The organism is Curtobacterium sp. MMLR14_010 (genome assembly GCF_001865015.1).
GTDB lineage: Bacteria > Actinomycetota > Actinomycetes > Actinomycetales > Microbacteriaceae > Curtobacterium.
In genome coordinates, this window is sequence record NZ_MJGV01000057.1 from 50,517 (window position 1) to 69,762 (window position 19,246).

General features: G+C 71.6%; 22 protein-coding genes. 9 read left to right on the forward strand and 13 right to left on the reverse strand.

Annotation, left to right across the window (positions count from 1 at the left end; all coding sequences use genetic code 11):
* Positions 1-238 precede the first annotated feature (238 nt).
* Positions 239-1,039, reverse strand: a complete 801-nt coding sequence (locus tag BIU98_RS12825) for an SDR family oxidoreductase (protein WP_071276622.1) — start codon at positions 1,037-1,039, stop codon at positions 239-241.
* 255 nt (positions 1,040-1,294) lie between these two features.
* Here BIU98_RS12825 and BIU98_RS12830 point away from each other — a divergent pair, with 255 nt between their 5' ends.
* Positions 1,295-2,623 carry an ABC transporter substrate-binding protein gene (locus BIU98_RS12830; RefSeq protein WP_071276624.1) on the forward strand — a complete coding sequence of 443 codons (1,329 nt, stop codon included), beginning with the start codon at positions 1,295-1,297 and terminating at the stop codon, positions 2,621-2,623.
* Between the two features lie 109 nt (positions 2,624-2,732).
* Here BIU98_RS12830 and rarD read toward each other — a convergent pair whose 3' ends face one another.
* Entirely contained in the window at positions 2,733-3,671 is a 939-nt protein-coding gene (gene rarD / locus BIU98_RS12835) for an EamA family transporter RarD (RefSeq protein ID WP_071276626.1), read from the reverse strand.
* A 132-nt stretch (positions 3,672-3,803) separates the two neighbouring features.
* Positions 3,804-4,100, reverse strand: coding sequence for a co-chaperone GroES (gene groES, locus BIU98_RS12840; protein ID WP_056121496.1), 297 nt, complete (start codon positions 4,098-4,100; stop codon positions 3,804-3,806).
* A 146-nt stretch (positions 4,101-4,246) separates the two neighbouring features.
* Here groES and BIU98_RS12845 point away from each other — a divergent pair, with 146 nt between their 5' ends.
* Positions 4,247-5,437: an SAM-dependent methyltransferase gene (locus BIU98_RS12845; protein ID WP_071276628.1), complete on the forward strand. Its 1,191-nt coding sequence runs from the start codon at positions 4,247-4,249 to the stop codon at positions 5,435-5,437.
* Positions 5,438-5,465: 28 nt separating this feature from the next.
* Here BIU98_RS12845 and BIU98_RS12850 read toward each other — a convergent pair whose 3' ends face one another.
* From BIU98_RS12850 to BIU98_RS12870, 5 genes are all read right to left on the reverse strand, one after another.
* Positions 5,466-6,287 (reverse strand): DUF4190 domain-containing protein, encoded by an 822-nt coding sequence (locus BIU98_RS12850; protein WP_071276630.1) that lies wholly within the window; start codon positions 6,285-6,287, stop codon positions 5,466-5,468.
* A 107-nt stretch (positions 6,288-6,394) separates the two neighbouring features.
* On the reverse strand, positions 6,395-7,444 hold the full coding sequence (tsaD, locus tag BIU98_RS12855; protein ID WP_071276632.1) for a tRNA (adenosine(37)-N6)-threonylcarbamoyltransferase complex transferase subunit TsaD: 1,050 nt from the start codon (positions 7,442-7,444) through the stop codon (positions 6,395-6,397).
* Positions 7,437-7,973, reverse strand: a complete 537-nt coding sequence (gene rimI / locus BIU98_RS12860; RefSeq protein WP_071276634.1) for a ribosomal protein S18-alanine N-acetyltransferase — start codon at positions 7,971-7,973, stop codon at positions 7,437-7,439. The genes tsaD and rimI overlap by 8 nt, the downstream gene beginning before the upstream one ends.
* Complete coding sequence (gene tsaB / locus BIU98_RS12865) at positions 7,970-8,599, reverse strand: tRNA (adenosine(37)-N6)-threonylcarbamoyltransferase complex dimerization subunit type 1 TsaB (RefSeq protein WP_071276636.1); 630 nt, start codon at positions 8,597-8,599, stop codon at positions 7,970-7,972. The genes rimI and tsaB overlap by 4 nt, the downstream gene beginning before the upstream one ends.
* A 37-nt stretch (positions 8,600-8,636) precedes the next feature.
* Entirely contained in the window at positions 8,637-8,942 is a 306-nt protein-coding gene (locus BIU98_RS12870; RefSeq protein WP_254787898.1) for a hypothetical protein, read from the reverse strand.
* 139 nt (positions 8,943-9,081) lie between these two features.
* Between BIU98_RS12870 and BIU98_RS12875 the strand changes: the two genes are divergently transcribed.
* From BIU98_RS12875 to BIU98_RS19725, 4 genes are all read left to right on the forward strand, one after another.
* Positions 9,082-10,032, forward strand: a complete 951-nt coding sequence (locus BIU98_RS12875; protein ID WP_083393257.1) for a CPBP family intramembrane glutamic endopeptidase — start codon at positions 9,082-9,084, stop codon at positions 10,030-10,032.
* A complete protein-coding gene (locus BIU98_RS12880; protein ID WP_083393232.1) occupies positions 10,019-11,302 on the forward strand; it encodes a sensor histidine kinase in 1,284 nt (427 codons plus the stop codon). The genes BIU98_RS12875 and BIU98_RS12880 overlap by 14 nt, the downstream gene beginning before the upstream one ends.
* A complete protein-coding gene (locus BIU98_RS12885; protein WP_071276640.1) occupies positions 11,299-11,973 on the forward strand; it encodes a response regulator transcription factor in 675 nt (224 codons plus the stop codon). Before BIU98_RS12880 ends, BIU98_RS12885 begins: the two co-directional genes overlap by 4 nt.
* Before the next feature lie 164 nt (positions 11,974-12,137).
* Positions 12,138-12,275, forward strand: a complete 138-nt coding sequence (locus tag BIU98_RS19725) for a hypothetical protein (RefSeq protein WP_217635701.1) — start codon at positions 12,138-12,140, stop codon at positions 12,273-12,275.
* Here the strand turns inward: BIU98_RS19725 and tsaE are convergent.
* The 5 genes from tsaE to glmS are packed head-to-tail and all read right to left on the reverse strand — an operon-like array spanning position 12,265 to position 17,256.
* Positions 12,265-12,723, reverse strand: coding sequence for a tRNA (adenosine(37)-N6)-threonylcarbamoyltransferase complex ATPase subunit type 1 TsaE (tsaE, locus tag BIU98_RS12890; protein ID WP_071277067.1), 459 nt, complete (start codon positions 12,721-12,723; stop codon positions 12,265-12,267). The two genes, BIU98_RS19725 and tsaE, sit on opposite strands and share 11 nt — an antisense overlap.
* Positions 12,724-12,761: 38 nt before the next feature.
* Complete coding sequence (gene alr, locus BIU98_RS12895; RefSeq protein ID WP_071276642.1) at positions 12,762-13,925, reverse strand: alanine racemase; 1,164 nt, start codon at positions 13,923-13,925, stop codon at positions 12,762-12,764.
* A complete protein-coding gene (alr, locus tag BIU98_RS12900; protein ID WP_071276664.1) occupies positions 13,922-15,025 on the reverse strand; it encodes an alanine racemase in 1,104 nt (367 codons plus the stop codon). Before alr (BIU98_RS12900) ends, alr (BIU98_RS12895) begins: the two co-directional genes overlap by 4 nt.
* Entirely contained in the window at positions 15,022-15,402 is a 381-nt protein-coding gene (locus BIU98_RS12905) for a holo-ACP synthase (protein ID WP_071276666.1), read from the reverse strand. Before BIU98_RS12905 ends, alr (BIU98_RS12900) begins: the two co-directional genes overlap by 4 nt.
* Before the next feature lie 6 nt (positions 15,403-15,408).
* The gene (glmS, locus tag BIU98_RS12910; RefSeq protein ID WP_071276669.1) at positions 15,409-17,256 is read right to left on the reverse strand and encodes a glutamine--fructose-6-phosphate transaminase (isomerizing); all 1,848 of its coding nucleotides are present in this window, start codon (positions 17,254-17,256) and stop codon (positions 15,409-15,411) included.
* Between the two features lie 202 nt (positions 17,257-17,458).
* On the opposite strand from glmS, the gene BIU98_RS18985 reads away from it, so the two are divergent.
* From BIU98_RS18985 to coaA, 3 genes are all read left to right on the forward strand, one after another.
* Positions 17,459-17,662 carry a hypothetical protein gene (locus BIU98_RS18985; RefSeq protein ID WP_139200726.1) on the forward strand — a complete coding sequence of 68 codons (204 nt, stop codon included), beginning with the start codon at positions 17,459-17,461 and terminating at the stop codon, positions 17,660-17,662.
* A 10-nt stretch (positions 17,663-17,672) separates the two neighbouring features.
* Positions 17,673-18,158 carry a glutathione peroxidase gene (locus tag BIU98_RS12915; RefSeq protein ID WP_071276671.1) on the forward strand — a complete coding sequence of 162 codons (486 nt, stop codon included), beginning with the start codon at positions 17,673-17,675 and terminating at the stop codon, positions 18,156-18,158.
* A 102-nt stretch (positions 18,159-18,260) separates the two neighbouring features.
* Positions 18,261-19,205: a type I pantothenate kinase gene (coaA, locus tag BIU98_RS12920; protein ID WP_071276673.1), complete on the forward strand. Its 945-nt coding sequence runs from the start codon at positions 18,261-18,263 to the stop codon at positions 19,203-19,205.
* Positions 19,206-19,246 lie beyond the last annotated feature (41 nt).

Below are 19,246 nucleotides of genomic sequence, written 5' to 3' on the forward strand. Positions count from 1 at the left end.
GCCGAAAACTGCGGCGTCTCGGAGTCGAAGAGGCGTCTCACCAAGACACCGGCGTCTCGAAGCGTCCACGCGTCCAGACACCGGCGTCTCGAAACCCTTACGCGCCAGACACCGGCGTCTCGAGACACCCGCCAACGTCCACGCACCGAGACACCGGCGTCTCCACACCCCCGCCGCAGCCTCCACGCGCCGAGACACCGGCGCCTCGCCCCGCCACACGCACGCAGCGCGCGACGGCTCAGGCCGAGCGCCATTCGTCCGACGTGATGTGCGATCCCCCGTGCGGCCCCATCTGCAGCATCCCGCCGTCCACGGGCAGGGACACCCCCGTGATGTACGACGACGCGGGCGACGCCAGGAACGCCACGGCGGCCGCGATCTCCCACGCGTTCCCCGGCCGGCCGAGCGGCACCCCGGGGCGGGAGATCGTCTGCGGGTCCTCGTCCTCGGCCCCGGTCATCCGCGTGGCGATCTCACCCGGCGCGACGGCGTTCGACGTGATCCCGTGCTCGGCGAGCTCGATGGCGATGGTCTTCAGCAGGCCGCCGAGCCCGTGCTTCGCGGCGTCGTACGCGCTCGACCCGTACCGCGGCTGGTGCTCGTGCACGCTCGTGATGCCGATGATCCGGCCGCCCGTACCCTGCGCGACCATCCGACGAGCGGCGGCCTGGATGGTGACGAACGCCCCGTCCAGGTCGGTGGACACCGTGTGGCGCCACTGGTCGAGCGTCATCTCGAGGAACGGCGCGTTGTCGCCGGTGCCGGCATCGGCGACGATCACGTCGACGCCGCCGAGCTGCTCGGCGAGGCGGTCGATCACGGCTCCGGCGCTGTCGAGGTCGCTGACGTCGATCTGCTCGACGAAGGCCCGGCGTCCGGCGGCGCGGACCTCCTCGGCGGTCTCGTTCGCGCGGTCGGGCTCGGACAGGTAGGTGATGCCGACGTCCATCCCCGCTGCGGCGAGCGCGACGGCGGTGGCGCGACCGATCCCGGATTCGGAACCGGTGACGATTGCTCTGGTGGGCTGGTAGTCGCTCATGCCTGCGGAACGTACGCCGAGCCTCCAGGGCGCCCTGCCGGACCATCCACCCGACGCAACCCGGACATCCAGCCTCGGAACCGGACCCCGAACGTCCCCACAGCCTTCGTCACGGCTTCGTAACGAAACACTTTCCGTACCACCCCGTCACACGGGCGAAACACTCAGACCCTACTTTTGCTCGCATCCCCACGTGGAGGTGCCGCACTCGACCCGATGCGGCAACGGCCTCTGCGCACAGAAAGGGTTCCACGGATGATCAGAACCACCCGCGTCACCACGGCGCTGGCACTGGCGGGAGCGGCTGCGGTCCTGCTCGCGGCGTGCTCCACCTCCGGCAGCACCAGCCCGTCCTCGTCGGCCTCGGCCGCGAAGAAGGACCCGGCCTCGAGCTGCAAGGCGCCGTCGTCGCCCGGCACCGACGCGCTGAAGATCGGCACGATCCTGCCCCTCACCGGATCGCTCGCCTACCTCAACCCGCCCGCCGAGTCGGGTGTCGGCCTGGCCGTCGACGACATCAACGCCGCCGGTGGGGTGCTCGACAAGGACGTCGCCATCTCCCCCCAGACCGACTCCGGTGACAGCACCGACATGACCGTGTCGAGCTCCGCGGCGACGAAGCTCGTCAACGCGAAGGTCCCGGTCGCGATCGGCGCCGAGTCCTCGTCCGTGACGCTCAACGTCATCGACCAGCTCACCAGCAACTGCATCGTCGAGATCTCGCCCGCGAACACCGCGTCCGACCTCTCGGGCTACTCGTCGTACTACTACCGGACCGCTCCGCCGGACTCGGTGCAGGGTTCGGCGCTCGGCCAGCTCGTCACGGGTGACGGCAACGCCAAGGTCGCGTTCCTCGTCTTCAACGACACGTACGGCACCGGCCTGCGCAACTCCGTGCAGGCGGCCGTCGAGGCCTCCGGCGGCCAGGTCGTCTACGGCGCCAAGGGCAAGGGCCAGGAGTTCCCGCCCGGACAGACCACGTTCTCGTCCGAGGTGACGGCCGCGCTCGCGACCAAGCCGGACGCGATCGTCGTGCTGGCGTTCGACGAGACCAAGTCGATCATCCCCGAGCTCAAGTCGCAGAACGCCTCGATGTCGAAGATCTACATGTCGGACGGCAACACGGCCGACTACTCGAAGGACTTCGACCCGGGCACGCTCGAGGGCGCGCAGGGCACCATCCCCGGCGCCTCGCCGAAGGACGACCTGAAGAAGCGTCTCGCCGAGTACTACAAGAAGTCGTCCGGAAAGGAACTCGCCGACTACTCGTACGCGGCCGAGTCCTACGACGCCACCACCCTCGCCGCCCTCGCCGCGGTGAAGGGCAAGGGCACCGACTCCGGGACCATCCAGGCCAACATGGACAAGGTCTCCGGCGTCGACGGCGGCACCGAGTGCGCCACGTTCAAGGACTGCAAGACGCTCCTCGACGACGGCAAGGACATCCACTACACGGGCCCGTCCGGCATCGGTCCGTTCGACGCGAACAACGACCCGTCGACTGCCTACATCGGCATCTACAAGTTCGACGGCGACAACAAGCCGGTCTACCAGAGCGCCATCCAGGGCGCCGTCAAGAAGTAGCACCGCACCACCACTGAACGGCCCCGGGAGCTCGGCTCCCGGGGCCGTTCCGCGTCCCGGCAGGGCGGACGGGAGGCTCGGCTGGCGTCCGCCCCGCCAGCTCGGTCCGTCAGACGGTCGCGGGGGCAGCGGTGCGGCGCGCAGCGCGGGCGGCGGTGAACGAGTCCACCGTCAGGACCACGAGGGCGAGCCAGACGATGCCGAAGCCGACCCACCGCGACGGGGACATCGGCTCGTGCTGCACGACCACGCCGACGAGCAGCTGCATGACCGGCGCGAGGTACTGCGTCAACCCGAGCGTCGACAGGCTGACCCGGCGGGCCGAGGACGCGAAGAGCAGCAGCGGCACCGCGGTCGCCGGGCCCGTCAACACCGTGATGACGAGGTGGAGCCAGCCAGCGCTCGTGAAGGTCACCCCGCCGCCGACGCCCGTCAGCCCGAGGACGACCAGGGCGACGACCGCGATCGGGACCAGCCAGACGGTCTCCATCGTCAGGCCGCTCAGGGCGTCCACGGTGCCACCGACGCGCTTCTTCACGAGGCCGTACAGACCGAACGAGAACGCCAGCGCGAGGGAGATCCACGGCATCTGCCCGTAGCCGACCGCGATCACGACGACGGCCACGATGCTGATGCCGACAGCGGTCCACTGTGCCGGGCGCAGGCGTTCGCGGAGCACCACGACGCCGAGGGCGATCGTGACCAGCGGGTTGATGAAGTAGCCGAGCGCGGCCTCGACCGTGTGGCCGGTGGTCGTCGCGGCCACGTACACGGTCCAGTTCACGAGGATGAGGACGGCAGCGATCCCCATCACGCCCATCACGCGGCGCTGGGCCATCAGCGTCCGGGTGCGCAGCCACGTGCGGGTCACGGCGATCGCGACGGCGCAGAACCCCAGCCCGAAGACGATCCGCCAGGCGACGATCTCGAACGCGCCCGCCGGGGCCATCGCGGCGAAGAGCAGCGGCATCAGCCCCCAGAGCCCGTACGCGATGACGGCCTGGACGACACCGACGGTTGCCTCGCTCCGCACCACGCGCTCTGTCACGGGCCAATGCTACGGACGGCAGGCGACACGGCGGACGCTGGACGGGCCTCCAGGGATGGTCGACGGCTGCGCCGAGATGACGAACGCCCCGTCGGCACGGGGCTGACGAGGCGTTCGAGGAGTGGAGCTGTCTCAGTGCTCGATGACCGCGAGGACGTCGCGGGCGGAGAGGACCAGCAGGTCCTCGCCCGAGTACTTGACCTCGGTTCCGCCGTACTTCGAGTAGATGACCTTGTCGCCGACGGCGACGTCGAGGGGGACGCGGTTGCCGTTGTCGTCGATGCGACCCGGACCCACGGCCACGACCTCGCCCTCCTGCGGCTTCTCCTTCGCGGTGTCCGGGATGACGAGACCGGAGGCAGTGGTCTGCTCCGCCTCGACCTGACGGATGACGATGCGATCTTCGAGCGGCTTGATGGTGACGGCCACGGTGACCTCTTCTTTCTCGGTACTGACTGGTACAGATGAAAACCGGTTGGCACTACGCGCACGAGAGTGCCAGGTCCAACTGTAGGGGGCGGCTGGCACTCGGTCAATCCGAGTGCCAGGTCTCCTGGTGATGACAGGATCGTCTCATGGACGCTGCCGAACTCGCTCAGCTGCTGACCCCGGACGGCATGGCGCTGCTCGACCGCACCCCGGCGGTCTCCGACGGCGGTGAGATCGTCCGCGTGGTGTCCCGACTGCGCGCCGAGGGACACGACCCTCGACTCGTCGCAGCGGTGCTGACACAGGCGAAGCTCCGGCAGAAGGCGCGGGGCAAGTTCGGCGACTTCGCGAGCCGGATGCTCTTCACCGAGGCCGGCCTCGAGCAGGCCACCCGCTTGTCCGTCGCCGCGCAGCACGCCGGCCGGTTCGCCGCTGCCGGACTGCGGCGGGTCGCAGACCTGGGGTGTGGCATCGGCGGGGACGCGATGGCGATGGCGGCGCTCGACCTCGACGTCACGGCCGTCGACCGCGACGAGGTCACGGCAGCGGTCGCGACGCACAACCTCGCGCTCTGGCCGGACGCCCGGGTCGAGCTCGGGGACGCGGCCGCGTTCGACCTGTCCCGCGTCGACGGCGTGTGGATGGACCCGGCACGGCGCACCACCGGGCACACGAACACCCGTCGGCTGGCGGACCCCGACGACTGGTCGCCGTCGCTCGACACCGTGTTCGCCGCCGCGACGACCACCCCGACGGGCGTCAAGCTCGGACCGGGTATCGACCGCGACCTGATCCCGGACACGGCCGAGGCGCAGTGGACGTCCGTCGACCGCGAGGTCGTCGAGCTGGCACTGTGGTTCGGCCCGCTCGCACGACCGGGCATCCGACGCGCGGCGACCGTCATCGGGGTGCACGGCATCGCGGAGCTGACCGCCGACGGCGACACCGAGGACGTCGACACCGGGCCGCTCGGCGAGTACCTCTACGAGCCCGACGGTGCCGTCATCCGCGCCCGGTTGATCGGCGACCTCGCGCGGCACCTGGACGGGCGGATGCTCTCCGAGGGGATCGCCTACGTCAGCGCCGACCGTGCCGTGACGACACCGTTCGCGCAGGGGTTCCGCGTGCTCGACACGATGCCGCTCGACGTGAAGAAGCTCGCCGCACGCCTGGCCGCCGACGGTGTGGGCACCGTCGAGATCAAGAAGCGCGGGGTCGACGTCGACCCGGCCGAGTTCCGGAAGCGCCTGCGACTGCGCGGCGGGACCGGCCGGGTGACGCTCGTGTTGACCCGGCTCGAGGGTCGCCACACGGCGGTCCTCTGCGAGCGGCTCTGACGGGGCGTCTGCGCCTTCGTCCGCTTTGTCAGCTGATGAAGGCGCCGGAGTCGTAGCTGCCGTAGTCGGTGTACCCACCGCCGGCGTGAGCGCCGAGCAGCACGATGAACACGATCCACAGGATGGTGAAGAGCGCGGCGGCCCAGCCGGTGATGATGCCGGTGAGCGCGAGACCACGGCCGTTCTCACCGGTCTGCTTGATCTTGCCGAGCGCGATGTGCCCCATGATCGCGCCGGCGACACCCGTGGCGAGGCCCACGAAGATGAAGACGAACAGCAGCGAACCGATGCCGAAGACGATCGACAGGATCGCGAGCACGTTCGTCTTCGCCCGCTGCGCGTAGGGCTGGTAGCCGGTGTTCGCGTAGGCGCCGGGCTGGGCGTACTGCTGCGAGTACGGGTTCGAGGCGGCGTACGGGTTCGACGCTGCGTAGGGGTTCTGCGGGGCGCCGTACTGGGGCTGCTGGCCGTACTGGCCCTGGTTCTGGCCCTGGCCCTGGCCCTGGCCCTGGCCCTGGTTCTGTCCGTACTGGCCGTACTGCTGCTGCTGGCCCTGGCCCGACTGACCCGGCTGCTGCCCGTACTGCTGCGGCTGCTGCTGCTGCTGGCCGTACTGGCCCTGGCCCTGGCCCTGGCCCTGGCCCTGCCCGTACTGCCCGTACTGCCCCGGCTGCTGGTACGGGTTCGCCTGCGGCTGCCCCGGCTGCTGGTACGGGTTCTGCTGCTGCGGGGTGTCCTGCCCGTACCCGCCCGGCTCAGCCGCGGATCCCGGTGCTGGTGCCGACGCATCCGGCTGCCGTCCGTCCGGTCGCTGCTCGCCCGGCTTCGGCCACTGGTTCTGATCGGACACGTTGCACCCCTCCCGACGACCCGTGCGGCCGTCGCCTGCAAGCCTGCCACAGGCGCCGAGTCGCCGACCCAGCCCTGTTCGGGCGGCACGGTGGCCGTCGCCGGTGCTCAGACCTGGACGGTCGTCACCGGCAACGTGGAGTCCGCCGCGATGTCGAGGTCGCTCGGCGCGTGCCCCTCGGCGACGAGCCGCGCCCCGACGGCCGCGATCATCGCGCCGTTGTCGGTGCAGAGGTCGAGCGGGGGGATGCGGAGGGCCACCCCGGCCTCGGCGCAGCGGGCCTCGGCCACCGCGCGCAGGCGGGCGTTCGCCACGACACCGCCGCCGAGCAGGAGCCGGTCCACGCCGGTGTCCCGGCAGGCGTTCAGCGCCTTGGTCAGCAGCACGTCGACCACGGCCTCACGGAAGCTGGCGGCGACGTCGGCGACGGGGACCTCTCGCCCTTCGTCCCGGCAGCGCTCGACCCAACGCGCGACGGCGGTCTTCAGCCCGGAGAACGAGAAGTCGTACCGGTGCGCGGCCATGTCCTTCGGCAGGGTCAGCCCGCGGGGGAAGCGGATGGCGGTCGGGTCGCCGTCGGCAGCGGCGCGGTCGATCTGCGGGCCGCCCGGGTACGGCAGCCCCAGCAGTCGGGCGACCTTGTCGAACGCTTCGCCAGCGGCGTCGTCGATGGTCTCGCCGAGGAGCTCGACGTCGCCGACCAGGTCCCGCACGAGCAGCAGCGACGTGTGCCCGCCGGACACCAGCAGCGCCACGGTCGGGAGCTCGATGGCGCTGCCGTCCGCGCGCAGGACGTCTGCCCCGACGTGGCCGACCAGGTGGTTCACCCCGTAGAGCGGCTTGCCCGTGGCCACGGCGAGCGCCTTCGCCGCCCCGACCCCGACCATGAGCGCCCCGGCGAGCCCCGGGCCCGCGGTCACCGCGACGGCGTCGAGCTCGTCGAGGGTGACGCCGGCCTCGGTGAGCGCCTGGGTCAGCGTCGGCGTCATGGCCTCGAGGTGCGCCCGCGCGGCGACCTCGGGCACGACCCCGCCGTAGCGCGCGTGCTCGTCCATGCTCGACGCGATGACGTTCGCGAGCAGGGTGGTCCCGCGGACGATCCCGATCCCCGTCTCGTCGCACGAGGTCTCGATGCCGAGCACGAGTGGTTCAGACATCGAGGGCCTCCTGTCCGATCGGGCCGGGCGCGGACCGTGGCGGTGTCGGAACCGGCGGCAGCTCGGCCCGCATCACCCACGCGTCGACCCCGTCCGGCTGGTAGTAGCGGGGGCGGACGGCGATCTGCTCGAACCCGAACCCGGTGTACATGGTCTGGGCGACGGGGTTGTCCGCGCGGACCTCGAGGAAGACCTCGTGCACGCCACGGCGCCGGGCCTCGTCCAATAGCTCGGTGAACAGCGTCCGGCCGATGCCCTGCCCGCGGTGCTCCGCCGACACCGCGATGGTCTGGACGTCGGCCACCGGGTTGCCCGGCAACGAGGAGAGTCCGGCGTACCCGACGACCGTCGGTGCACCGTCCCCGGTGGTCTCGACGACGAGGTAGTACCCGTGCGGGGAGTACAGCTCACCCGACATCTGCGACGCCGACCAGGCGTCGGTGGGGAACGAGGCGTGCTCGAGCCACATCACGTCGTCGAGGTCCTGCGGGTGGGCGCGCCGCAGGCGCAGCCCTTTTGGCAGCGTCACCGTGCGACCCGCTTCGGCGCACCGGGGACGGTGACGTCGGGGTCACGGAGGTAGAGGGGGGTGTCCTGGGCGAAGGGCGCGCCGGAGGCGAGCCGGTCCGCGGCGAGCACCCCGAGCCTCCCGGCAGGGACGGTGGCCGCCGTGATCCGCCGGACCGCCCTGGAGGCTCCCAGCACCTCGTCCAGGTCCGCCGGCTTGGCGAGTCCAGGCCCAGCGGTGCGTGCGCCAGCCTGGTCGTGGGCGCTCCAGTACACCTCGCGCCGGCGAGCGTCCGTCAGGACGACGAACGGGCCGGCGTCGACGGGGTCGGTCGCGACGACGTCCGCGGCGACCGCGTCGTGACTGACGAGCGGCAGCAACGGGACGGCTCGTGCGGCAGCGAAGGTGCGGGCGGCGGCGATGCCGACGCGGAGTCCGGTGAAGGGGCCGGGGCCCATGCCGGCGACGACGCCGGTGACGTCGGCCGGGGTGATCCCGGCGGACCGGAGGGCTTCGTCGAGAAAGGGGCCGATGACCTCGGCGTGACGGCGGGTGTCCTCCGTCGAGCGCTCGGCGAGGACCCGGCGGCTCGCAGGGTCGACGACGGCGACGGAGGTCCCGGCGGAGGTGTCGATCGCGAGCAGCACCCGTCCATCGTAGGCGTCGCGAGCGCCCCGTCGGCCGCTAGGCCGCAGGCTGTGGACGGAGCGATCCGGGTCCCAGGGGCAGCACGCCGGCGCGGTACTCGTAGCCCTGGTCCGCGGGGGCGACGGTGGTGCTCGCGGCCCCGAACCGCCACACGCGGTTGTAGCAGTACACCCCGATCACGGTGTCGCCGTCCGGCACCGCCCAGGTGCCGACGCCCCACTGGGCGGGCTGGCCGACCCCGTTGATCGTGACGGTCGGACGGGCGAACCAGGTCAGCAGCGGGCGGGTGATCCGGAGTTCGACACGGCGTCGTGTCGTCCCCGAGGGCAGTGTCGAGTCCACCGCCGAAGCATACGGGCCACGCCTCCTCCTTTCGGACGATGTCCGAGACCTCGTCCTTCCTCCGGTCGTCCCAGGCGACGGCTCTTCCTAGCGTCGTGGTGTGACCGATCGACGGTTGCGGATCGACACGGAGGACATCATGACCACCATCACCCCGACCAGGGCGACGCCCGACACGGGAGGTGCGCCGAACCTCGTCCGGCGCCACCCGCTCGTCGCGTTCGCGGTCCTCGCCTGCGGCCTGAGCTGGCTCGCCTGGGTCCCGTACATCCTGTCCCCGCACGGGCTCGGCGTGTGGGACGTCCACGTGCCGGAGCTGTTCGGCTCGGCACAGCTCGCCGGCGTCCTGCCCGGTGCGCTCCTCGGCCCGCTCGGTGCCGCGTTCCTGGTCACCGCGGTCACCGACGGCCGCGCGGGACTCCGCACCTGGGTCGGCCGGCTCTGGAAGTGGCGGGTGTCGTGGCAGTGGTACGTGCTCGCCCTCGTCGCGGTGCCGCTCGTGGTGGTGGCCGCCGGTGCGATCGCGTCCGGCGGGGTCATCCGCCCGCCGTCGCTGCTGGCACTCGCCACGATCGTCCCGGCACTCGCGCTGCAGATGGTGACGACCGGCCTGTCCGAGGAGCCGGGCTGGCGTGACTTCGCGCTCCCCCGCCTCCAGCGTCGCTTCGGCCCGCTCGGCGCCGCGGCCGTCCTCGGTCCGCTGTGGGCCCTCTGGCACATGCCGCTCTTCCTCAGCGACTGGGGCGGGTGGCCCGACGCGCACTGGACCGCGCCGCTGGTCTTCGCCGGCTTCACGATCACCTTCAACGTCGTGATGGCGTGGGTGTTCAACCGCACGGGTCAGAGCCTGCCGCTGTCGATGCTCCTGCACGTCGGAGTGAACAACACCGTGTCCGTGCTCTGGACCGACATGTACCCGGGCATCGACGGTGACCGCGGCGTGCTCGTGCTCTTCGTCGGCGCCACGGTCGCTGCCCTGGCGATCATCATCGCCACCCGCGGACGACTCGGCTACACCGGCGACCGCGACCACGCCGTCGTGCACGGCACCGACCAGCGCTTCGTAGACTCGGCTCATGGCCTCCGCTGACGCCCGGACGAGCGCCGACGCGTCCATCCGTCGCCGCGACGTCGTCGTCGCCGTCGTCACCGCCCTTGTCTCGATCGGGCTCCTGCTCTCCCTCCCCGCGATCGACGCCATCGACGCCGCTGACCCGGACGGTTCCTCCCTCGGAGCGGTCGCCCTCGGTGCCGACGCCGGTTCCGGCGGCTGGTGGCTCCTCCTGGTCGTGCTGCTCGTGCAGTCGGCCGCACTCGTGCCGGTCCGTCGGCTGCCGGGGTCCGTCCTCGTCGCCACGGCGGTGGCGGCCCTCGTCCCCGCGGCCGTCGCCGGGCCGCTCTACGGCATGACGGCCCTCCCGGTCGGGATCGCCGTCGTCCTCCTCGTGCTGACCGTCCCGCCGCTCCGGCGCTGGCCGGCGCTGGTCGCCGCTGCGGCACTGGTCGCTGGTGGTGTCACGATCAGCATGGTCGCGACCGCCGGCGCACCGCTCACCGCAGCGATCGGCCAGGGGCTCCTGCAGGCGGTCGGCGTCGTCGTCCTCCCCCTGCTCGCCGCCCTCGTGGTGCGGTCCCGACGTGAGGTCGGTGCCGCTCGCCGCGACGAGCAGCGAGCCCTGGTCGGCGAGCGCGAGGCCATGGTCGACGCCACCCTCGCCCGGGAACGCGCCGCGATGGCCCGGGAGCTCCACGACATCGCCGCGCACCACCTGTCCGGCATCGCCCTGATGGCGGGCGTCGTGGACCGACAGATCGACACCGACCCAGAGCAGGCCCACGCCGGCGTCCGCCAGGTGCGCGAACAGAGCAGCGCGGTCCTCGACGACCTACGCCGACTCGTCGGCCTGCTCCGTGACGAGTCCGCTGCCGCCGAACGCTCCGTCGAGACGTTCACCACGCTGCCCGAACTGGTCGCACGGACTCCGGGCGACGTCGGCTTCACCGTCCTCCGCCCGCCAGGCTCCGACGACGACGGATCGTTCGGTGCCGGGGTCGGCCCGCTCGCGCAGCTGGCCGCGTACCGCACCGTCCAGGAGGCCCTGGCCAACGCCGCCATGCACGCTCCGGGCACCACGTGCTCCGTCCAGGTCGACGACCGGTCGCCGGAGCAGGTCACGGTCGCCGTCCACAACGACCCGCCGTCGGCGGGTCCGGTCGCCGGGTCCTCGGCGGGCGGGTTCGGGCTGCTCGGCATGCGCGAGCGTGCAGAACTCGTCGGTGCCACGGTGGCCGTCGGACCCGCTGCCGACGGCGGCTGGGACGTCCGCCTGGTGCTCCCGCGCGAGGGGTCCTCCCGGTGATCCGCGTGCTCGTCGCCGACGACCAGGCCCTCGTCCGTGCCGGCATCTCGGCGCTCCTCGGCGCCGAGCCGGACATCGAGGTCGTCGGTGTCGCGTCGGACGGCATCGAGGCGCTGGCCCTGGCGAGGAGCACGCGCCCGGACGTGGCGTGCCTGGACATCCGGATGCCGGGCATGGACGGCATCGAGGTCGCACGCGCGCTGTGCGGCCCGGATGCCGACCCCGCCGTGCCCGCGCTGATGCTCACCACGTTCGACCTGGACGACTACGTCTTTGGTGCCCTCGAGGCCGGCGCGTCCGGGTTCCTGCTCAAGGACGCCGACCCGGACACCATCATCGGCGCGGTGCGGCAGGTCGCCGCGGGCAACGGCACGCTCGACCACCAGCTGACCAAGCGGGTGCTCCGCGAGTTCGTCGACCGTCGGCAGCTACAGCCGGTGACGGGCGCGCGGGCGGACGACCTGCTCACCGCCCGCGAGCACGACGTGCTGCTGCTCCTGGCGCAGGGCCTGTCGAACGAGGACATCGCGGCCGAACTCGTCGTCGAGCTGTCCACGGTGAAGTCGCACGTCGCGCGGATCCTGCCGAAGCTCGGTGTCCGGTCGCGCCTGCAGGCCGTGGTCTGGGCCTACCAGAACCGCGTCGTCCTGCCGCCGGAGGCATCGCACTGACCGCTCGGCCCCGCTGTGGGGCTGGACGGACGCCCACGGGTCCGACATGGTCGTCTCGTGCGCGCGATGTGGAACGACCGACGGGCCATGACGATCACCGGCCTCTGCCTCGTGGTGGTCGGATTCGTCGGTACTGGCTCGGACTCTGGTTCAACGAGATGCCGATGGAGGAGGGCACCGTGGCCAACATCGGCGCGGGGATCCTCGTCCTCCTGGGGGAGGTGGCGGCCTTCGTCGGTCTCGTCCTGCTGATGCTGGCCGGTGTCCTGGTGGCCATGGCCCGACGGACGCCTAGAGGGTGACGCCGTCCCAGCGGGAGCCGGTCGCGGTCACGACGACGCGGCGGGGCTCGTCGGGGACGTCGTCCGGGTCGAGGTCGTCCGCGGACACGTCGGCGTCGGCACCGGTCGCCCGGGTGATCTCGACGTCGAGGACGGCGTCGGTGACCCCGTCGACCATGCCGCGGCCCCACTCCACCACGACGATCGCCCCGTCCCAGTCGAGGTCGAGGTCGTCGAGCTCGACCGGGTCGCTCAGGCGGTAGGCGTCGACGTGCACCAGGTCCGGCCCGGTCGTCGTGGGGTGGGTCCTGGCGAGCACGAACGTCGGGCTCGACACCTGACCGCGAGCGCCGAGCGCCGCCCCGAGGCCCCGCGTCAGCGTGGTCTTGCCGGCACCGAGCGGCCCCGTCAGCACGACGAGGTCCCCGGCGCGCAGCACGGCGGCCAGTCGGGCTCCGAGCGCGCCCATCTCCTCGGTGCTCAGGACGGTGGCGTCCAGGAGCGTGGTCACGCGTGGTCCCCGCGCAGGTACTCGCCGACGCGGCCCTCGACGGAGTGGCCAGAGTAGACGCGGGGCACCCGGGCGCCGATCCGGCAGACGATCTCCTCGCCGATGGTGTCGAGCGCAGCGCCCCACTCCAGCACGGTCATCTCGTCGCGCTCCCCCGTGCCGAACAGCACGACGGTGTCGCCGACCTGCACGTCGTCGTCGCCGACGTCCACCAGGAACTGGTCCATGGCGACGCGACCGGCGATCGGGTACCGCTTGCCGTTGATCGCGACCTCGACGCGGCCCTGCGCCGAGCGAGGCACACCGTCCGCGTAGCCGAAGGGCACGAGCGCGAGGGTCGTCTCGTGGTCCGTTCGGTAGGTGTAGTCGTACGAGACGCCGGTGCCGACGGGGACACGCTTCGTCTTCGCGACCGAGGCCGTCACCGTCATCACGGGTTCGAGCCCGAGGTCCGCCGCGGAGACGCCGTCGGCGCCGGGGATGCCGTAGAGGTTCGCCCCCATCCGGACCATGTCCTTGCGGAACTCCTTGCGTTCGAGCCCGGCGAGCGACGCGGCCACGTGCTCCATCGGGACGTCGACGCCGAGGTCCTCCGCGCGCTCGATCGCGGCCTCGAACAGGGACACCGACGCTGCGTCGTCATCGTCCGAGGACTCCGCCAGGTGCGTGTACGCGGCGACGACCTCGATCCGACCGGCGCGCTGGGCGTCACGGGCCGCTTCGACGAGCGCAGGCCAGTCGTCGATCGAGGACCCGTCGCGGTGCAGCCCCGTGTCGACGCCGAGGTGCACACGTGCTGGACGCTGGTCGACGGCCTCCACGATCCGCTGCAGTTCGGCGAGGTTCGAGACGCCGAGGTCCACGGCGGAGTCGATCGCGTCGCGGAAGTCCAGCGCCGGATCGTGCTGCCACGTGAACAGGTGCACGTCCTCGCCGACGCCGATCGCCCGGAGCCGCAGGGCCGCGGGGACCGTCAACACCCCGATCCACCGGATGCCGGCGTCGACCGCGGCGAGCGCGATCGGTTCGAGGCCGTGCCCGTAGGCGTCGGCCTTCATGATCGCCATCACCTCGACGGGACGCATCCACCCGCGGACCCGCTCGAGGTTGGCGCGGTAGGCGTCGAGGTCGATCTCGGCCTGACGCAGGGGCGCGCTCACGTCGTCCTCCGTTCGATGCTCCGGCCGAGCCGGGCCACCACCTCGTAGTTGATCGTGCCGACGGCCGCCGCCCAGTCCTCCACGGCCGGGTCGCCGTTGGCCGGGTCGCCCCAGAGCACGACCTCGTCCCCGACGGCGACGTCGGCGTCCCCGATGGCGATGTGCATCGCGTTCATGGCCACCCGTCCGACGACCGGGAACAGCCGGTCACCGATCCGCACGGAGACGTGGTTGCCGAACCCGCGGTCGAAGCCGTCCGCGTAGCCGAGGCCGATGACCGCCAGTCGTGTGTCCGTCTCGGCTCGCCAGGTGTAGCCGTAGCTCACGCCGTCCCCGGCGGGCACGACCACGGTGCGCAGGACCGAGGCGGTCAGGCGCATCGCGGGGCGCAGGCCGAGGTCGGCCGACGTCCGGTCGGGGAAGGGGCTGAGTCCGTAGAGCGCGATGCCGACGCGGGCCAGGTCGCGTCGGGTCTCCGGCACCGCGAGGCTCGCGGCACTCGCGGCGAGGTGCACCATGTCCGGCACGATCCCGCGCGCGGCCAGGCCGTCGAGGGCCCGCTGCAGCGAGGCGTCCTGGTCGAGGTCGTCGGCGCGCGAGGCGTTCGACAGGTGCGACATCACGCCCTCGACCCGGGTGCGTGCACCACCGCGAGCGAGCGACGCCGCACGGTCGAAGAGCTCGGGCCACTCCGACTCGACGGCACCGTTCCGGCTGAGTCCGGTGTCGATGCAGACGTGCACGGCGGGCACCTCGGCGTCGGCGGCGCTGGAGAGCTGCTCGACGCTGGACACCGCCGGGGTGATGCCGTGGTGGGCGGCACGACGGAAGTCCTCGTCGGGGGCGTGCAGCCAGGCGAGGATCCGCACGCCCTCGTCGATGCCCGCCTGCCGCAGCGCGATGCCCTCGTCGATGTCCGCGACCCCGAGCCACGCCGCGCCCGCGTCCACGAACGCCTGCGCGGCGTCAGCCGCGCCGTGGCCGTACCCGTTCGCCTTGACGACCGGGATGACGCCGGACGGTGCCACCTGGTCGGCGACCGTCGCGTAGTTGGCGATCAGCGCCTCCCGGTCGACCGTGATCCCCGTGAACGCACTCAAGCCGCTTCCCCTGTTCCTTCCAGCACCACGAACGCCGTGGCGATGCCCCCATCATGCGAGAGCGACAGGTGCACCGACACCACGCCACGCGCGTCCGCGACCTGGCGCGCCTGCCGGTGCAGCGTCAGCGACGGGTTCCGCTGGTCGTCGGAGACGACCTCGAGGTCCTGCCAGCTCAGCCCGGCGCTCGACCCGAACGCCTTGATCAGTGACTCCTTCGCGGCGAACCGCGCCGCGAGCGACGCGAGCGAGCGGGGCTCCCCGTCACGCACGAGCTCGGACGCCGTGAACAGGCGCGACCGCATGGCGGGCGTCCTGGTCAGGGTGCGCTCGAACCGCTCCAGGTCGACGACGTCGACCCCGATGCCGATGATCATCGCCGACTACTCGACGGTGACCGACTTCGCGAGGTTGCGCGGCTGGTCCACGTCGAGCCCCTTCGCGGCTGCCAGCTCCATGCCGAACATGTGCAGCGGCGCGACGGCCAGCAGCGGCTCGAACAACGGCGTCGCGAGCGGGATCCGGAGGACCTCGTCGGCGAAGGGCAGCACCGCGGCGTCGCCCTCCTCGGCGATCGCGATCACCCGGGCGCCGCGAGCGCGGATCTCCTGGATGTTCGACACGACCTTCGGGTGCAGCGAGCGGGCGTCACGCGGCGACGGCACGATCACGAAGACGATCTGCCCCGGCTCGATGAGCGCGATCGGGCCGTGCTTGAGCTCGCCCGCCGCGAAGCCCTCCGCGTGGATGTACGCGAGCTCCTTGAGCTTGAGCGCGCCCTCGAGCGCGATCGGGTACCCGACGTGGCGGCCGAGGAACAGGACGCTGCGGGTGTCGGCCATCCACTTCGCCAGCTCGGCGACCCCGGAGGCGTCCTCGATCGTCTGCTGCAGCTTGGCGGGCAGGCCTTCGAGCTCGGCGACCTGCTCGGCCACCTGCTCGGTCGTCAGCGTGCCGCGGAGCGTGGCGAGGTGCAGCCCCAGCAGGTACAGCGCGACGCCCTGCGCGAGGAACGCCTTCGTCGACGCCACCGCGACCTCGGGCCCGGCGTGGGTGTAGATCACCGCGTCGGACTCACGCGGGATCGTGGCGCCCTGGGTGTTGCAGATCGAGAGGACCTGCGCGCCCTGCTCCCTGGCGTACTTCACGGCCATGAGCGTGTCCATCGTCTCGCCGGACTGGCTGATCGAGACGACGAGCGTGCGGTCGTTCAGCACCGGGTCGCGGTACCGGAACTCGTGGGCGAGCTCGACCTCGACGGGCACGCGTGCCCACTGCTCGATGGCGTACTTGCCGAGCATGCCGGCGTAGGCCGCGGTGCCGCAGGCGATGACGACGACGCGGTCGACCTGCTGCAGGCGGTCGGCGATCGGGTCGAGGTCGGTCAGGGTGACCGCGCCCTCGTGCACGCGGCCGAGGATGGTCTTCGCGACGGCCTCCGGCTCCTCGCTGATCTCCTTCGCCATGAACGAGGACCAGCCGCCCTTGTCGGCGGCCGAGGCGTCCCAGTTCACCTCGAACTCGCTCGGGGTGGCGGGGGTGCCGTCGAAGTGGATGACGTCGACGCCGTCGGGGCGGATCGTGGCGATCTCGTCCTGGCCGATCGACAGCGCGCGCTGCGTGTACGCGACGAACGCGGCGACGTCCGAGCCCATGAAGTTCTCGCCGTCGCCGAGACCCACCACGAGGGGCGAGTTCCGTCGGGCGCCGACGACGACACCGGGCTGGTCGGCGTGCACGACGAGGAGCGTGAAGGCGCCGTCGAGTCGCTGCACGGCCTGCTGCATGGCAGTGGTCAGGTCGCCGGTCTCGCGGAACGCCCGGGCGACCAGGTGCGCGGCGACCTCGGAGTCGGTCTCGCTGAGGAACTCGACGCCCTCGTCGGTCAGCTCGGCACGCAGCGCGGAGAAGTTCTCGATGATGCCGTTGTGGATGAGCGCGAGCTTGCCGCCGTCGGCGAGGTGCGGGTGCGCGTTCTCGTCGGTCGGGCCGCCGTGGGTCGCCCACCGGGTGTGGCCGATGCCGGTGCCGCCGTCGGGGATCGGCCGTGCGTCGAGCTCGTCGACGAGGGCCTGGAGCTTGCCGGCCTTCTTCGCCGAGGTGATGTCCCCAGCGGGGTCGATGACCGCGATCCCGGCGGAGTCGTACCCGCGGTACTCGAGCCGACGGAGACCACCGAGGAGCACGTCCGTGCTGCTGTTGCTGCCGACGTAGCCGACGATTCCACACATGGCGACGATCCTACGATGTGGCGGAGTCCGCTCCCTGCGAAGGAGCAGACCACGGGGTCTCTTCGACTTTCTCCACATGTCTACGCTGGAACGTAGACAGCCGTAGGCAGCCATCGACCGGGGCAACGCCGAACTCGACAGCGGGTTCTTCCCGGCGCGGTGGGACCGCGCCACCCGCGTCGAGCGGCAGTACCTCGTCGCGATGTCGGACGATCCGTCCGGGGTGTCGGGAACAGCGGTGGTCGCGAGTCGTCTCGGCGTGGAGCCGAAGGCGACGAGCCCCGCGCGGCAGTCCTTGATCGCGAAGGGGATCGTCTACTCGCCCGAGCGGGGCCGCGTCGCCTTCACCGTGCCGAACATGGGGGAGTTCGTCCGTCGTCAGGCCGATCTCGACCTGGACGACTAGCTTTCGGTCCATGGGACGTTTCGACGAGATCGCCATCACCACCCTGCGCGGCGAGCAGACCACCTTCGGGGCGTTCGGGGACAAGGCGGTGCTCGTCGTGAACGTGGCGTCGCGCTGCGGTCTCGCGCCCCAGTACGAGCAGCTCGAGGAGCTCCAGAAGACCTACGGCCCGCGCGGCTTCACGGTCCTCGGCTTCCCCAGCAACCAGTTCCTGCAGGAGCTCGGTTCCGCCGAAGCGATCGACGAGTACTGCTCCGCCACGTGGGGTGTCACCTTCCCGATGTCGGAGAAGGTCAAGGTCAACGGCATGGGCGCCCACCCGCTCTACAAGGAGCTGAAGCAGACGCCGGACGCCGGCGGCAAGGCCGGTCGCGTGATCTGGAACTTCGAGAAGTTCCTCGTCGCGCCGGACGGCACCGTCTCGCGCTTCCGCCCGACCACGAAGCCGGACGCACCGGAGGTCATCGCGGCCATCGAGGCGGCCCTGCCCGCCTGAGCGGTCGCGCCCGGCGCGCGCCGACGGTCCAGACGGGAGGCCCGGATCACGTGAGCCGGTCGGCTCACGTGATCAGGGCCTCCCGTCTGTACGCTCGGAGCCATGCCGATCACGGAGACCACCGTCGCGCACCCCTCCCCCTTCGTGGAGATCCCGCGCGCGGAGTGGTCGCAGCTCGCTCCCAAGGAGCACCTGTCCCTGACCGAGACGGAGATCGTCCAGCTCCGGGGCCTGGGTGACCGCCTCGACATGCAGGAGGTGCAGGAGGTCTACCTCCCCCTCTCCCGCCTGCTGACGCTGTACGCCGCCGGGGCGAAGGACCTGCACGCCGAGACCAGTCGCTTCCTCGGGGAGCGTGCCCGGCGCACGCCGTTCGTCATCGGGGTGGCCGGCTCCGTTGCGGTCGGCAAGTCCACCGTCGCCCGACTGCTCCGCGAGCTGACGAAGCGCTGGCCGGACACCCCCCGGGTCGAGCTCGTCACGACGGACGGCTTCCTGTACCCGAACGCGGAGCTCGAGCGCCGCGGGATCATGGACCGGAAGGGCTTCCCGGAGTCCTACGACCGCCGGGCCCTGCTGCGCTTCGTCAGCCAGGTGAAGAGCGGAGCGGCGGAGGTCCGGGCGCCGTACTACTCGCACCTGGTCTACGACATCGTCGAGGACGCCGAGATCGTCGTCCGACAGCCGGACATCCTCATCGTCGAGGGCCTGAACGTGCTCGCGCCGCCGCTGCACGGGCGACTGGCGCTGTCCGACCTCTTCGACTTCACCATCTACGTCGACGCGAAGACCCGCGACATCGAGTCCTGGTACGTCGACCGCTTCCTCGCGCTGCAGGAAGAGGCGTTCTCGAGCCCTGACTCGTTCTTCCACCGGTTCGCGAGCCTGTCGCGCGAGGACGCCGTCCGCACCGCGACCGAGGTCTGGCATGCGATCAACGAGCCGAACCTGGTCGAGAACGTGCTGCCGACGCGCTCCCGGGCGACCCTCGTGCTGAAGAAGGGCCCCAACCACAAGGTCAGCTCGGTCCTGCTCCGCAAGATCTGACGCGCCGGCGGGGCGGGCCCCGGCGGGGCAGCAAAACACCG